A 14,682-nucleotide genomic window follows, 5' to 3' on the forward strand; every position below is an offset into this window, starting at 1 on the left:
CACGACAGAGCGCTATTGCACGACGAGTCGGCGGTAGAGCGACAGGGTCTGCTCCGCGATGGCGGGCCAGGAGAACTGCGTCTGCGCCCTGAGTCGGCCGGCACTCCCCTGCTCTCGCGCACGATCGGGATCCGAGACGACGTCGGTGAGGGCGCGCGCCATATCGGAGACGAAACGGTCCGGATCCAGAGGCGTTCCCGTGCCGTCGGTCGCCTGGTCGAGTGGCACGAGGCGTCCGGTGACGCCGTCCTCGACGACCTCCGGGATGCCGCCGGTTGCCGTCGCGACGACGGGCAGCCCGCACGCCATCGCCTCCAGGTTCACGATCCCCAGCGGTTCGTAGATCGACGGGCACACGAACACCGTCGCGGCGCTGAGCAGGGCTGCGAGCTCGTTCTGCGGCAGCATCCTGTCGATCCAGACCACTCCATCGCGGGTGGACTGGAGGTCCCGGACGAGGCCCTCGACCTCGGCCATGATCTCGGCCGTGTCCGGCGCCCCTGCACACAGCACGAGCTGCACGTCCGGCGGCAGGGCAGCGGCAGCGCGCAAGAAGTACGGCAGACCCTTCTGCCGTGTGATCCGACCCACGAAGATGACCGTCGGCCGATCCGGATCCACACCGAGGAAACGCACGAGATCCGGCTCGTCGACGATGCGCCAGCGCTCGAGGTCGATGCCGTTGTAGATGACGTGGGTGCGTGCCGGGTCGACGTTCGGGTAGACCCGCAGGATGTCGCGACGCATGCCTTCGCTCACGGCGATGACGGCATCCGCGCTCTCGTACGCCTCACGCTCCACCCAGCTCGAGAGGCGGTAGCCCCCGCCCAGCTGTTCGGCCTTCCATGGCCGGAGGGGTTCGAGGCTGTGCGCCGTGACGACGTGCGGGATGCCGTGCAGCATGCCCGCGAGCCGCCCGCCGTGATTCGCATACCAGGTGTGCGAGTGCACGAGGCTCGCACCGGCGGCGTCCTGCGCGAACTGCAGATCAACGCCGAGGGTGCCCAGCGCCGCGTTGGCGCCGGCCAGTTCCGCAGGCACCGGATAGCCCGTCGTGTCGGGTTCGTCGCGGGGAGCGCCGAAGCAGCGCACCTGCACCTCGATCGATCGGCGCAGCGCACGGACGAGCTCCGTGACGTGAACGCCGGCGCCTCCGTAGATGTCCGGCGGATATTCCCGGGTGAGGAGGTCCACACGCATGTCAGCGACGGTAGCGCGTTGCGCCCCACCGGCGCATCCGGTGCTGTTGCGGCAAGCGGGAGACACACGCTGGTACGCGACTGTCGGCGCCTCTACTGTTGAGTCATGGCGGGCAAGAAGATCTTCGGCATTGTGCTGGCGGGCGGCGAGGGAAAGCGCCTGATGCCGTTGACGGCGGATCGGGCCAAGCCCGCCGTGCCGTTCGGCGGGCAGTACCGGCTGATCGATTTCGCCCTCTCCAACCTCGTGAACTCGGGGCTGCGCCAGCTCGTCGTGCTCACGCAGTACAAATCGCACAGTCTCGACCGCCACGTGTCGCAGACCTGGCGCCTCGACGGTCTGCTCGGTTCCTACATCGCGTCCGTGCCTGCGCAGCAGCGCCTCGGCAAGCGGTGGTTCTCCGGCTCGGCGGACGCCATCCTGCAGAGCCTCAACCTGATTCGCGACGAGAAGCCGGACATCGTGGCGGTGGTCGGTGCCGACCACGTGTACCGCATGGACTTCGGGCAGATGATCGACGCGCACATCAGCTCCGGCGCGCCCGCGACCGTCGCGGCCATCCGTCAGCCGATCTCGCTCGCCGACCAGTTCGGCGTCATCGAGGTCTCCCCCGGCAACTCGGAGCGGATCGCGGCCTTCCGCGAGAAGCCGAGCGACCCGGTGGGGCTGCCCGACTCGCCGGACGAGGTGCTGGCATCCATGGGCAACTACGTCTTCGACGCGCAGGCGCTCATCGACGCCGTGCAGCGAGACGGCGAACGGCCGGATTCCAACCACGACATGGGCGGCGACATCATCCCGGACTTCGTGTCGCGCGGTCAGGCCGGCGTCTACGACTTCCAGCGCAACGATGTTCCCGGATCGACGGACCGCGACCGTTACTACTGGCGCGACGTCGGAACGATCGACTCGTTCTTCGAGGCGCACCAGGATCTCGTGTCTGCGCTGCCGATCTTCAACCTCTACAACGACGAGTGGCCGATCTTCAGCCAGCAGCTCAACTCGCCGCCCGCGAAACTGGTGCGCGACGTGCGCGGCGCCATCGGCACGACGATCGATTCCATCGTCTCACTCGGATCCGTGATCAGCGGCGCCCACCTGGAGCGCAGCGTCCTAGGACCATGGGCGAAGGTCGAGTCGGGCGCGCACGTGGTCGATGCGGTCATCTTCGACCGCGCAGTGATCGAGCCGAACGCGTTCGTGGGCCGGGCTATCCTCGACAAGGACGTCGTGGTGGCAGAGGGTGCCAAGATCGGCGTCGACCCGGAGCGCGACCGCGCCCGTGGTTTCACGATCACGTCGTCGGGCCTCACGGTCGTCGGCAAGGGAGTCCACGTCGTTCCATGAGCACCTCCGCGTCCACGTCCGCTCGCTTCCTCGTGGTTCTGGATGTGGACTCCACGCTCATCCATGACGAGGTCATCGAGCTGCTCGCCGAGCACGCCGGGACGGGTGAGCTGGTGGCGGACATCACGTCGCGTGCCATGCGCGGGGAGCTCGACTTCGAGCAGAGCCTGCGGGAGCGTGTCTCCACGTTGCGCGGACTGAGCGACGACGTCTTCGGCGAGGTGGCGCGGCGCATCCGGGTGACCGATGGCGTGCCGGAACTCGTCGCGGCAGTCCACGCGGCGGGCGGGCTCGTCGGCGTCGTCTCTGGTGGATTCCATGAGCTGGTCGACGGTCTGGCGACGCGACTCGGGCTCGACCTGTGGCGGGCGAACCGGCTCGAGGTGGTGGACGGCGTCCTCACCGGCGCCGTCGACGGGCCCGTGGTCGACGCCGGGGCGAAGCGCAGAGCGCTGCGCGAATGGGCGGCGGATGCCGGCGTGCCTGCCACGAGGACCGTCGCGATCGGCGACGGCGCGAACGACCTGCGGATGATGGAACAGGCGGCGCTTTCGGTCGCCTTCTGCGCCAAGCCCGCCGTGCGTGCCGCCGCGAACGTGGCCATCGACACCAGGGATCTCGCCCAGGTGCTTCCGCTCCTCGGCTTGCGCGGTTGACACCGGTCGCGTCAGAACTGTCGCCTGACGTCTAACGGTCGCTGCTGTCGACGCCTTGGGCGTCGCCTGTGTGGTGGGCGTCGTCGACCTTCGGTGTGCGCGATTCCCGCCTCGGATGCTCGCGCGTCGCCGAGGCCCCTCCGCCGGCCTCCAGGACGAACACCTGGCCGTCCTGAGCCGGCTCGTTCTCCGAGTCCGCAAGCTCGTCTTCGTCGTCCGCCGCTTCGAACGGGATCGGTGTTCCGGTCAGGGCCGGCTTCGGCGGACCGGACGCCTCCCCCACCGGAAGGCCTGGCCGTCCCGTCCACCTGCTCAGCGGAATGAAGCCGTCCAGCGACTCGTCCTCGATCTCCTCGTCGGTGAACGACTTGCTCGCCCGTTTGCGCACGCGCTCGGCCTCGCGACGCTGCTCGTCGGGGTCGTCCGCGTTGATCCGCCGGAACTCGCGCACGGCGCCGCGCCACAGCAGGAAGAACCCGATCAAGGCGAACGCGATCCACTGGATCATGTACGAGTAGTGGTATCCGACACCTTCGGCCGGTGGTGTCGCCTGGACCCTGGCGAGGCCGTCCGCCGACGAGCGCGGCGACACGATGACGCCCCAGGCTGCCGAGTAGACGGATCCGCCCACCACGGGCGCGAGCTCGGAGAGATCGACGGATTCGATCTGGTGCGCGCTGACGCCGCCCTCCCCGCGCTTGGCCTGGCTGGGCTGCAGCCGGGCGACGACGTCGACGGATCCGCTCGGAGGTGCGGGCCGGGACGCCGGTGCGGATCCGTTGTCGGTGGCTGCCACCCATCCGCGGTTCACGAGGAAGACGTCTCCGGAGTCGAGACGGAATGCCGTGATCACCTCGTACCCGGTCTCCCCGCTGCGAACGCTGTTGCGCCGGTAGTACTGGTGCGTGGCATCCCATCTGCCGTGCAGGCTCACGGCCCGCCAGACCTGGTCGGGTGAATAGGACGACAGAGTCGGCAACGCTTCGGTCAACGGCGTGGCGGCCATGGCGAAGTTGCTCGCGTAGAGCTGGTTGTCCGCCGACGCTCCTCTGCCCCTGTCGTACTGCCACAACGCGAGTCCGCCGCAGACGAGCGCGAAGATGACGGCGATGGCGAGGTAGCCGGCCCAGCGCCAGGTGCGCAGGAACTGCCATCCGGTGAGGCCTTCGGTGACTGTGTCGTACACCGCGGCGGGCCGTGCGACGGCACCGCCTGTGGTGCGACGACTCAGCTCGCCCGCGCTCGTGCGGGCAAGCTCGTTCGCGGTGTCGCCGGCCGTGGTCGCTCCTGACGATGGTGATGAAGGCTTGCTGAAGGAGGGTATCTCCGCTGGCTGGAGAACACTCGGGATGCCTTCGGTCAGTGCCCCATGCCCATGCCGCCGTCGACGGGAAGGACGGCGCCGGAGATGTAGCCGGCGTCGTCGGACGCGAGCCACGCCACGGCCTTCGCGACCTCGGAAGGCTTGCCGTAGCGGCCGACGGGGATCGACTTCTTGTACTCGGCCTGCTGGTCTTCGGGAAGCTCGGCCGTCATGTCCGTCTCGATGAATCCCGGCGCGACGACGTTCGCGGTGATCCCGCGGGCACCGAGCTCGCGGGTGAGCGATCGTGCGATGCCGAGCAGGCCGGCCTTCGATGCGGCGTAGTTGACCTGTCCGGGCGAGCCCATGTGCCCAACGACGCTGGAGATGAGGATGACGCGGCCGAAGCGGGCCTTCAGCATCCCCTTCGACGCTCGCTTGATGACACGGAACGCGCCGCCCAGGTTGGTGTCCACGACGGCGTCGAAGTCGTCGTCCGTCATGCGCATGAGGAGCATGTCGCGGGTGATGCCGGCGTTGGCCACGACAACCTCGACGGGGCCGAGCTCCGCTTCGACGGCGGTGAACGCGGCATCCACCTGGTCGGAGTCCGTCACGTCTGCGCGAACCGTGAGCGATCCGACCGGCCCCTCGCCGCTGCGTGCTGTCACCGCGACTCGGTGCCCCTCGGCGATGAATTCCTCGGCGATGGCACGGCCGATGCCGCGGTTGCCTCCGGTGATCAGCACGGTGCGGGGCGTCGTCATGTAGTGGTCCTCGTGGGTGGTGGGCGGCATGGAAACGGCTATCAGTCTAGGTCGTGCCGTTGGCGAGGATCGGCGACGGCACGGATGTCGTCGCATCGCCTTCGTGCCAGGGCAGTGGCCGTAGGCTGAAGAGGTGGATCGCCCCCGACGATCCGCCCGGGAGCACAGACCATGAAGCACGAGTCGATCACGTCGCTGCCGCCGTCGCCGGCGGTCGAGCGTCGCAATCGCATGCTGGAGTACACCGTGATGATGTCCATCCGGGTGCTCTGCCTGATCTCGTTGATTTGGGTGCGTGGCTGGTGGCTGGTCATTCCCGCCGCCGGTGCGATCTTCCTGCCGTATTTCGCCGTCGTCGTGGCGAATGCCGCGCGGCCGCGCGGCAGCACGCCGGAGCGTCCTGGCACCGTCGCGACGCTGAATCCACAGCCCGCCACGCCGACAGGCGACCAGGAGACGACGGATCCCTCTACGTCCGACAGCGCCGGCGCCGAGGCAGACGGTGCATCGCAGAATGGCGCCGGCTCGAGCACGACGGATTCGGACGCCGGAGCTTCTGACAGCGAGGGCGACGGGAACGGAACTCCATGACGCTCCTCGACGCGCTCGGCGGCGATCCCGTTGAGCCCCTGTGCTCCCGTGCCGGATGTCGGGAACCCGCGAGGTGGCGGATCGACTGGCGAAACCCGCGCATCCACTCCGAGGATCGGCGCAAGACCTGGCTGGCCTGCGACGAGCACGTGGAGTTTCTGCGCGGGTTCCTGGCCTCACGCGACTTTCCGCTCGAGGTGAGCGAACTGAGCGTCGCAGGGTAGGCATCCGTCAGATCGTGGTTCCGGCCATGATGGTGAGGATGCCAGCCACCACGAACAGGGTGTGCAGGATCATGTGCTCCAGGTTCGGGCGGGGACGGTCGCCGATGCGGGGCAGCACGATCACGGTGTGCGCGTAGGTGCGCCCGTGCAGCTCACTCCAGGTGAGCCCGGTGCCCGCTGTCGCCCACGGCATCGTGACGCCCGCCAGGTACGGCATCCACCACAGCAGCAGTCCGCCGACCGCGACGGCCAGCTCGATGGCGCCGCCGACGTAGGCGAGCCACGGCAGGGTGAACCACTGCGCGCACAGCAGCAGCACGATCGGTGCGGCGAGGATGGGCGCGTTGACGCTCAGCTCGGCGCGCTTTTCGGCCGGCGTCGCGTCACGCGTGTTGTTGAACGGGTAGAGGTCGGCAGTCGTGGTGACGACGAAGTAGACCAGGCTGACGGCGAGCAGGATCAGGGCTGCGATGGGCATGGCGATATCGCCTTTCGAGTCAGGGCGGATGTGCGCGGCGCGGCGCGGGATGGGGTGGTGCTTCAGCGGTGATAGCGGTGCTGGATGCCGTCGAGGAAGGTCTCGACGGAGAGCGTGAACCAGGCGTCGTAATACGAGCGCGGCGCCGGGGCCGGTGACGGGGCATCCCCGAACTCGGCAAGAGCCAGACCCGTGACGAGAACGTAGAGCGACTGCACGAGGTAGAGGGCGTCAGCGTCGTCGATGTTGAGTCCTGCATGGAACGACGTCAGCACGAGGGGTACGAGCTTCTCGAACGCCTCGGCTGAGACCTCCTGAACGGCCACGACCTGTGCGGCACCCGGATGCCTGCGCAGCGTCTCGCGCAGCCGCGTCACGACATCCACGCAGAGGGTGCGCCAGTCGCCTGCGTCGGTCAGACCGGCGGTCGCCTCGGCGACCACCTGCTCGGACACGAGGCGCAGCAGCTCTCCCCTGCCGTCCACGTGGTAGTACAGCGTGGCGGCCTGCACCCCGAGGCGTGCTGCCAGATGGCGCATCGTCAGTTTGTCGACGCCCTCGCTGCCGAGCACGTCGAAGGCAGCCGAGACGATCTGCGCCTTGTCGATCCGCTGTGCCGGAGACATCCGATCACCCCGTCTCTCACGTCTGTTCTAACCCTGTTAGAACAGTTCTAACATCGTTCGAATGCGGACACAAGAGAGAACGCGCATCCCGCTTCATCGGACTACGCCAGTGCGATCAGGTCCGCGTAGTCGGCGTTCCAGTGATCCTCGATGCCGTCGGGCAGGATGAGCACGCGCTCGGGATTCAGCGCCTCGACCGCCCCGGGATCGTGGGAGACCAGCACGACAGCGCCTTCGTAGTGCGCCAACGCGTCGAGAATCTGCTCGCGGCTGGCCGGATCGAGGTTGTTGGTCGGCTCATCGAGCAGCAGCACATTCGCGCCTGACACGACGATCATGGCCAGCGCCAGACGGGTCTTCTCCCCGCCGGAGAGCACGCCGGCCGGCTTGTGCACATCGTCACCCGTGAACAGGAACGAACCGAGTACCTTGCGCGCCTCGGTCTCGGTGAGGTTCGGCGAGCTGGACACCATGTTCTGCAGCACCGTGCGTGCCACATCGATCGTCTCGTGCTCCTGGGCGTAGTAGCCGATCCGGAGGCCGTGTCCCGGCTCGATGGCTCCGGTGTCGGGAACGTCGACACCGCCGAGGATGCGCAGCAGCGTCGTCTTCCCTGCACCGTTGAGTCCGATCACCACGACCTTGGAACCGCGATCGATGGCGAGGTCGACGGCCGTGAAGATCTCCAGGGAGCCGTAGCTCTTCGACAGATCGGATGCCATGAGCGGCGTCCGTCCGCAGGCTGCGGGAGTCGGGAAGCGCAGCTTCGCGACACGATCCTCCTGGCGTACCTCCTCGAGGCCGCTCAGCAGCCGCTCGGCGCGGGCGACCATCTGGTGCGCAGCGGCGGCCTTCGTGGCCTTCGCTCCGAACTTGGCGGCCTGCGCCTGGAGAGCCGACGCCTTCTTCTCGGCGTTGGCGCGTTCCTTCTTGCGGCGCTCCTCGTCCGCTGCACGCTGGTTCTGGTACGCCTTCCAGCCCATGTTGTACATGTCGATGACCTGGCGGTTGGCATCCAGATAGAAGACGCGGTTCACCGTCTCCCCCACGAGCACGACGTCGTGGCTGATCACGATGAGTCCGCCCTTGTACCCCTTGAGGAACTCGCGGAGCCACACGACGGAGTCGGCGTCGAGGTGGTTGGTCGGCTCGTCGAGGATCATCGTGTCGGCGTCCGAGAACAGGATGCGCGCCAGCTCGATGCGACGCCGCTGACCGCCGGAGAGCGTGCGCAGCGGCTGATCCAGGATGCGATCGGGCAGCGACAGATTGTGGGCGATGGACGCCGCCTCGGCCTCCGCCGCGTATCCGCCGAGCGACTCGAACCGCTCGGTGAGGTTGCCGTAGCGGCGCATGGCCTTCGCTGCGACATCCGGGTCGTCGGATGCCATCTGCTGCGACGCCTCGTGCATGCCGATGGCGAGGCTGCCGAGCCCGCGGGCGTCGAGGATCCGGGTACGCGCCAGCATGTCGGGGTCGCCGGTGCGCGGATCCTGCGGCAGGTAGCCGAGGTCGTCCGACCGCTCGACGCGTCCCTCGCTGGGCAGCAGGTCTCCCGCCAGCACCTTGGTCAGGGTCGTCTTGCCCGCGCCGTTGCGGCCGACAAGGCCGATCTTGTCCCCAGGCTGAACGCGGAAGGTCACGCCCGACATGAGGGTGCGTGCGCCGACGCGGATCTCGAGATCGTGCACGGCGAGCACAGCGGACGTCCATTTCTTTCGGGGAAGGGGGTAAACGCGCGAAAGCGCCGGTTAAGGCTACCGGACTTCACCGGCAGTCGGCTGCGAGGGCATCGCCGCCCAAGGGGTGCGATGCATGATGCAGGCTTCGGTCAGGCGGCGAGCCGCTCTTCGAGGCCGGCTCGCACCTCGGGCCACTCCTCGCGCAGCACGCTGAAGTAGTCGATGTCGGCGATGGTCCCATCGGCGGCCGGACGGAAGCGTCGGAGCGTTCCCTCGAACGTGGCGCCCAGCCGCAGGATGGCCCCGTGCGACCGGGTGTTGCGATGGTCGCATCTGAGCGCCACGCGCTCGAGCCCGAGCACGTCGAAGGCGTGGCCGAACAGCAGCAGCTTCGCTGCGGGATTCACGGATGTGCCCCACACGTCGCGTGCGTAGATCGTGTTGCCGATCTCCACCTTCAGCCCTGGCGTCAGGTCGTACAGTGTCGTCCTGCCCACGAAACGGTCGCGCACTTCCACGGCGAACGCGAGGTCGTGCACTTTCGCGATGATCGACTCGAACTGAGCGGTCATCGCCTCGTCGGATGCCGGCAGCGGCGAACTCATGCCGGCCCACGAGCCGACGTCCACGATCGCACGCAAGCGCGGGGCATCATCGACGGACAGCGGTCGCAGCGTGAGTTCGCCCCTCCGCAGGATCGTGTCGTGGATCAAATCGCGAAGCCGAGAGCGCGCATCATGTCGCGGCCGTCTTCGGTGATGCGCTCGGGACCCCACGGCGGCATCCACACCCAGTTGATGCGGAACCGTTCGACGACGCCGTCGAGCGCTTCGCCGGTCTGCTCCTCGAGCACGTCGGTGAGCGGGCATCCGGCGCTCGTGAGCGTCATGGAGATGATGAGCGCGTCGTTCTCGTCATCCCAGGCGAGGTCGTAGATGAGGCCGAGGTCGACGACGTTGACGCCGAGCTCCGGATCCATCACGTCCTTCAGCGCCTCTTCGACCTGGTCGAAGAGAGCGGGAGCGAGGGTGGTGGCCATGATTCGAGCCTACGCTTCCGGCACTACGGCCGAGCGGCCGCGTCCACGGCCCGCTCGTCCTGCAGCACGGCATCCGTGTCCGGTTCGCCGTCGGAGACGAAGCGCACGTAGCCCTCTTCCTCCAGCTGCTCCGCCAGCTCGGGTCCGCCCTCTTCCGCCACGCGGCCGGCGACGAACACGTGCACGAAGTCCGGCTTGATATAGCGCAGGATGCGCGTGTAGTGCGTGATGAGCAGCACGCCGAGGTTCGTGTTGTCATGGGCGCGGTTCACGCCCTCCGAGACGATCTTGAGCGCGTCGATGTCGAGCCCGGAGTCCGTCTCGTCGAGCACGGCGAACTTCGGCTTCAGCAGCTCGAGCTGGAGGATCTCGTTCCGCTTCTTCTCTCCGCCGGAGAAGCCCTCGTTGACGTTGCGGGAGGCGAACGACGGGTCCATCTTCAGGTTGGACATGGCCGTCTTGACGTCCTTGGTCCAGGAGCGGATCGAGGGCGCCTCGCCTTCGATCGCCGTCTTCGCCGTGCGCAGGAAGTTGGTGTTGGTCACGCCCGGGATCTCCACCGGGTACTGCATGGCGAGGAACAGGCCGACACGCGCGCGCTCGTCGACTGTCATGGACAGCACGTCTTCGCCGTCGAGCGTGATGCTGCCCTTCGTGACGGTGTACTTCGGGTGGCCGGAGATCGTGTAGGCGAGGGTCGACTTGCCGGATCCGTTCGGTCCCATGATCGCGTGGATCTCACCGGTGTTGATGGTCAGGTCGACACCGCGGAGGATCTCCTTGGTGCCCTGATCGGTCTCGACGGTGACGTGCAGGTCGCTGATGACCAGCGTGTGCGCGGTCTGGGTGTGCTCGCCCTGGGGGTGCTCAGAAGACTGGGTTGACATGAGTCAGATTGCTTTCGTGATGGTCGGGTCGATGAAAATGTCTCCGTCGATGAGTTCGACGGTGAAAACAGGGACCGGCTCATAGGCCGGCAGATTGAGCGGCTTGCCGGTGAGGAGAGAGAACTGCGAGCCGTGGGCCCAGCACTCGATCGCCTCCCCCTCGACGAAGCCCTCGCTGAGAGAGATGTCGCCGTGCGTGCAGGTGTCGCCGATCGCGTGGATGTCGCCGGCCGAGTCCTTGACGACGGCGATCGGCACACCGCCGAGCACGACGCGTTTCGCCTCGTTCACGGAGATCTCGGACGCCGCGCAGACGCGTTCTGCGCTCATGCCTGCTCCCCCGCCGAGGTCTGGGCACCGGATGCGCCGCCGGTCAGCTCGGCCTCGATGGCTGCCTGAAGGTGCTCCTCCAGTTCGGGAGAGCCGATCTGCTGCACGATCTCCACGAGGAATCCACGGACGACGAGACGGCGGGCCTCGTCCTCGGTGATGCCACGAGACTGCAGGTAGAAGAGCTGCTCGTCGTCGAACCGACCGGTCGCGCTGGCGTGACCCGCCCCGACGATGTCCCCGATCTCGATCTCGAGGTTGGGCACGGAATCGGCGCGGGCGCCGTCGGTGAGCACGAGGTTGCGGTTCTGCTCGTAGCTGTCGGTGCCGACCGCGTTCTGGCCGATCAGCACGTCGCCGATCCAGACCGTGTGAGCGGATGTGCCCTGCAGCGCCCCCTTGTACGTCACGCGGCTGCGCTGGTGCTGCTCGTCGTGGAACACGTACACCTGATGCTCGATGTACTGGCCGGCATCCGCGAAGTACGCGCCGTACGCCTCGATCTCGGCACCGGGACCGGCGAGGTGGATGGCCGGGTTCAGGCGGATGAAAGACCCGCCGAGCGAGACGACGACGTGCTTGAGACGGGCGTCGCGGCCCACGCGCGCGAAGTGCGTCGAGACGTGCCGCGAGGCATCCGTCCACTCCTGCACGCTCACCAGCGTGAGTTGGGCGCCGTCGTCGAGCACGATCTCGACGTTCTCGGTCAGGCTCGCGTCGCCCGTGTTGCGCAGCACCAGCGTCGCCGTGCTGCCGGCGGTCGCGTGGATCACGGTGTGCGCTGCGCGGTCGGCCGTGCCGAGGCCGCTGCGGGTGACGACGGCTTCGCCTGACTCGCCGGAGACGGTCACCAGGAGCGCTTCGCCGAAGGACGTCCACGCGTTGGCGGATGCCTTCTCCTCCGGAATGCCCGCAGCGCCGACGAGTGCGTGGTCGCGTGCGACCCACTCGGAGGTGACGCCGCCTGCCGAACGCAGCTCGACATCGTAACGGGATCCGTCCAGACCCTGCTCGAAGAGCGCGGCGATGCGAGCGACAGGCGTGTACCGCCAGGTGGCCTCGCGGCCGGTCACCGTGTCGAAGTCGGCGACGTCGGTGGAAGAGAAGCGCTCGGATCGGGTCTGGACCGGGATGAACGTGGGTTCGGTCTCGGTGATGGTCATCTCTAGCCGACCGATCCTTCCATGCCCATCTCGATGAGCTTGTTGAGTTCCAGCGCGTACTCCATCGGCAGCTCGCGCGCGATCGGCTCGATGAAGCCGCGCACGATCATGGCCATGGCCTCGTCTTCTGGCATGCCGCGGCTCATCAGATAGAAGAGCTGCTCCTCGCTCACCTTGGAGACCGTTGCCTCGTGACCGAGCTGCACGTCGTCGACGCGGATGTCGATGGACGGGTACGTGTCGCTACGAGAGATCGTGTCGACGAGCAGGGCGTCGCAGCGCACGGTGTTCGCCGCGTGGTGAGCATCCTTCTCCACGCGGACCTCGCCGCGGTATCCGGCGCGTCCGCCGCCGCGGGCGATCGACTTGGACACGATCGACGACTGCGTGTACGGCGCCATGTGGATCATCTTCGCGCCGGCATCCTGGTGCTGACCGGGGCCGGCGAACGCCACGGAGAGGGTCTCGCCCTTTGCGTGCTCCCCCACCAGATAGATCGACGGATACTTCATGGTCACCTTGGACCCGATGTTGCCGTCGATCCACTCCATGGTCGCGCCCTCGTACGCCATCGCGCGCTTGGTGACCAGGTTGTAGACGTTGTTCGACCAGTTCTGGATCGTCGTGTAGCGCACGCGGGCGTTCTTCTTCACGATGATCTCGACGACGGCGGAGTGCAGCGAGTCGCTCTTGTAGATCGGGGCCGTGCAGCCCTCGATGTAGTGCACGTAGCTGTCTTCGTCGGCGATGATGAGCGTTCGCTCGAACTGGCCCATGTTCTCCGTGTTGATGCGGAAGTAGGCCTGCAGGGGAATTTCCACGTGCACGCCCTTGGGCACGTAGACGAAGGATCCGCCTGACCACACGGCCGTGTTGAGCGACGCGAACTTGTTGTCGCCTGCGGGGATGACGGTGCCGAAGTACTCCTCGAAGAACTCGGGGTGCTCCCTCAGCGCCGTGTCGGTGTCCATGAAGATGACACCTTGCGCCTCGAGGTCGTCGCGGATCTGGTGGTAGACGACCTCCGACTCGTACTGCGCTGCGACGCCGCCGACGAGGCGCTGACGCTCCGCTTCCGGGATGCCGAGCTTCTCGTACGTGTTCTTGATGTCTTCTGGCAGGTCGTCCCAGGTCTGGGCCTGCTTCTCCGTCGACCGGACGAAGTACTTGATGTTGTCGAAGTCGATCTCCGACAGGTCGGCGCCCCAGGTGGGCATCGGCTTGCGTTGGAACATCTGCAAGCCCTTGAGGCGTCGCTGCAGCATCCATTCCGGCTCGCTCTTGAGAGCGGAGATGTCGCGGACCACCTGATCGGAAAGACCGCGTCGGGCAGTGGCCCCCGCCTCGTCTGAATCGGCCCAGCCGAACTCGTACTGGCCGAGGCCAGCGAGTTCTGGACGGTCGATGAGAACGTCTGACATTGTGATTACCTCGTTTTCTTGCCGCCCGTGACCGGCTTCAGACCGGCTCCGACCTCGATTCGTGCCAGCGCGGGTCGCTGGCACCGAGGCGCGGATTGTGCGGATGGCGATCGAGTGCGAACGGTGCACTCCGTGAACCCTTCGATTCTATAGGGCGCGACGCAGCCGCGGGAGGATGCCCGGCATGCTCCCGGTTGGCGTCCTGCCTGCACCCGAGTGCGCGTCGCCCTCGTTCGACGATGCGCTGACGCTCGGGTGCGATCTAGGTCACGCGGAGTCCGGCCCGTACGCCGCCGCGACGTCCTGCGACGACCCCCACCTGGCGCCGGCCGGCTCACCCTTCGGCCATCCCTCTGGCGAGTCCTGCCACGCTTCGCGCCTGCCGTATGGCAGGAGATCGATCAGTGGAAATGTGTGGCTGAGCTGTTCGGTGCCGCGTCCGTCCGTGTGCCAGGTGCGGTACACGACGTCGCCGTCGCGGAGGAACACGTTCACGGCGAACCCGCCTCCGGGAGGAGCGTCGACATCGACGCCGAACGGACTGTTCGCGGTGGAGTACCACGTCATCCGGTTGCCCACTCGGTGCTTGTACTCGAGCGCCTCATCGATCGGCCCCTGCGTGATGATGACGAAACGGGCGTCGTAGGGCTTCAGGAAATCGAGGCGGGTGAACTGCGAGGTGTACCCGGTGCATCCAGAGCACTGCCACTCCTCGCCTTCGAACCACATGTGGCTGTAGACGATGAGCTGGTGTGCGCCCTCGAACACGTCGACGAGGCTCACCGGTCCGTTCTCGCCCTCAAGGGTGTAGTCCGGCATCCGCACCATCGGCAGGCGTCTGCGCTGCGCCGCGATCGCGTCGAGCTCGCGGGTCGCCGCCTTCTCGCGGATGCGCAGCTCGTCCAGTTCGCGCTGCCAGGTGTCGCTGTCGACGATGGGAGGCATGGCAGTGGTCATCGTTGCTCCTC

The 14,682-nt window shown here is 67.2% G+C and carries 17 protein-coding genes; 4 read left to right on the forward strand and 13 right to left on the reverse strand.

Annotated features, from left to right (window positions below; translation table 11 throughout):
- Positions 1-12 precede the first annotated feature (12 nt).
- The gene (gene glgA, locus ACX9R5_RS11570; protein WP_459409196.1) at positions 13-1,200 is read right to left on the reverse strand and encodes a glycogen synthase; all 1,188 of its coding nucleotides are present in this window, start codon (positions 1,198-1,200) and stop codon (positions 13-15) included.
- 105 nt (positions 1,201-1,305) lie between these two features.
- Between glgA and ACX9R5_RS11575 the strand changes: the two genes are divergently transcribed.
- A complete protein-coding gene (locus ACX9R5_RS11575) occupies positions 1,306-2,547 on the forward strand; it encodes a glucose-1-phosphate adenylyltransferase (protein WP_459409197.1) in 1,242 nt (413 codons plus the stop codon).
- Positions 2,544-3,203 (forward strand): phosphoserine phosphatase SerB, encoded by a 660-nt coding sequence (gene serB / locus ACX9R5_RS11580; protein WP_459409198.1) that lies wholly within the window; start codon positions 2,544-2,546, stop codon positions 3,201-3,203. Before ACX9R5_RS11575 ends, serB begins: the two co-directional genes overlap by 4 nt.
- Positions 3,204-3,234: 31 nt before the next feature.
- Here the strand turns inward: serB and ACX9R5_RS11585 are convergent, their stop codons facing one another.
- On the reverse strand, positions 3,235-4,389 hold the full coding sequence (locus ACX9R5_RS11585) for an SURF1 family protein (protein WP_459409199.1): 1,155 nt from the start codon (positions 4,387-4,389) through the stop codon (positions 3,235-3,237).
- Between the two features lie 173 nt (positions 4,390-4,562).
- Positions 4,563-5,273, reverse strand: coding sequence for a 3-oxoacyl-[acyl-carrier-protein] reductase (fabG, locus tag ACX9R5_RS11590; RefSeq protein ID WP_459409669.1), 711 nt, complete (start codon positions 5,271-5,273; stop codon positions 4,563-4,565).
- 171 nt (positions 5,274-5,444) lie between these two features.
- Between fabG and ACX9R5_RS11595 the strand changes: the two genes are divergently transcribed.
- Both ACX9R5_RS11595 and ACX9R5_RS11600 read left to right on the forward strand, forming a co-directional pair.
- Positions 5,445-5,864, forward strand: coding sequence for a DUF3099 domain-containing protein (locus tag ACX9R5_RS11595; RefSeq protein WP_459409200.1), 420 nt, complete (start codon positions 5,445-5,447; stop codon positions 5,862-5,864).
- The gene (locus tag ACX9R5_RS11600; protein ID WP_459409201.1) at positions 5,861-6,088 is read left to right on the forward strand and encodes a hypothetical protein; all 228 of its coding nucleotides are present in this window, start codon (positions 5,861-5,863) and stop codon (positions 6,086-6,088) included. The genes ACX9R5_RS11595 and ACX9R5_RS11600 overlap by 4 nt, the downstream gene beginning before the upstream one ends.
- Before the next feature lie 7 nt (positions 6,089-6,095).
- On the opposite strand, the gene ACX9R5_RS11605 is transcribed toward ACX9R5_RS11600, so the two are convergent.
- The 10 genes from ACX9R5_RS11605 to ACX9R5_RS11650 all read right to left on the reverse strand — a co-directional run bounded on the left by ACX9R5_RS11605 (position 6,096) and on the right by ACX9R5_RS11650 (position 14,671).
- On the reverse strand, positions 6,096-6,566 hold the full coding sequence (locus ACX9R5_RS11605) for a hypothetical protein (RefSeq protein WP_459409202.1): 471 nt from the start codon (positions 6,564-6,566) through the stop codon (positions 6,096-6,098).
- A 62-nt stretch (positions 6,567-6,628) separates the two neighbouring features.
- The gene (locus ACX9R5_RS11610; RefSeq protein ID WP_459409203.1) at positions 6,629-7,192 is read right to left on the reverse strand and encodes a TetR/AcrR family transcriptional regulator; all 564 of its coding nucleotides are present in this window, start codon (positions 7,190-7,192) and stop codon (positions 6,629-6,631) included.
- A 101-nt stretch (positions 7,193-7,293) separates the two neighbouring features.
- A complete protein-coding gene (locus ACX9R5_RS11615; RefSeq protein WP_459409204.1) occupies positions 7,294-8,892 on the reverse strand; it encodes an ABC-F family ATP-binding cassette domain-containing protein in 1,599 nt (532 codons plus the stop codon).
- 131 nt (positions 8,893-9,023) lie between these two features.
- Positions 9,024-9,587 carry a GNAT family N-acetyltransferase gene (locus tag ACX9R5_RS11620; protein WP_459409205.1) on the reverse strand — a complete coding sequence of 188 codons (564 nt, stop codon included), beginning with the start codon at positions 9,585-9,587 and terminating at the stop codon, positions 9,024-9,026.
- Positions 9,584-9,913, reverse strand: coding sequence for a metal-sulfur cluster assembly factor (locus tag ACX9R5_RS11625; RefSeq protein ID WP_459409206.1), 330 nt, complete (start codon positions 9,911-9,913; stop codon positions 9,584-9,586). The genes ACX9R5_RS11620 and ACX9R5_RS11625 overlap by 4 nt, the downstream gene beginning before the upstream one ends.
- 23 nt (positions 9,914-9,936) lie before the next feature.
- A complete protein-coding gene (gene sufC, locus ACX9R5_RS11630; protein ID WP_459409207.1) occupies positions 9,937-10,800 on the reverse strand; it encodes a Fe-S cluster assembly ATPase SufC in 864 nt (287 codons plus the stop codon).
- Positions 10,801-10,803: 3 nt separating this feature from the next.
- Complete coding sequence (locus tag ACX9R5_RS11635) at positions 10,804-11,130, reverse strand: non-heme iron oxygenase ferredoxin subunit (protein ID WP_459409208.1); 327 nt, start codon at positions 11,128-11,130, stop codon at positions 10,804-10,806.
- Entirely contained in the window at positions 11,127-12,293 is a 1,167-nt protein-coding gene (gene sufD / locus ACX9R5_RS11640; protein ID WP_459409209.1) for a Fe-S cluster assembly protein SufD, read from the reverse strand. The genes ACX9R5_RS11635 and sufD overlap by 4 nt, the downstream gene beginning before the upstream one ends.
- Positions 12,294-12,295: 2 nt before the next feature.
- Positions 12,296-13,714: a Fe-S cluster assembly protein SufB gene (gene sufB / locus ACX9R5_RS11645; protein ID WP_459409210.1), complete on the reverse strand. Its 1,419-nt coding sequence runs from the start codon at positions 13,712-13,714 to the stop codon at positions 12,296-12,298.
- A gap of 267 nt (positions 13,715-13,981) precedes the next feature.
- Complete coding sequence (locus ACX9R5_RS11650) at positions 13,982-14,671, reverse strand: DUF899 family protein (RefSeq protein ID WP_459409211.1); 690 nt, start codon at positions 14,669-14,671, stop codon at positions 13,982-13,984.
- Positions 14,672-14,682: the final 11 nt, after the last annotated feature.

This window comes from Rathayibacter sp. CAU 1779, assembly GCF_054551755.1.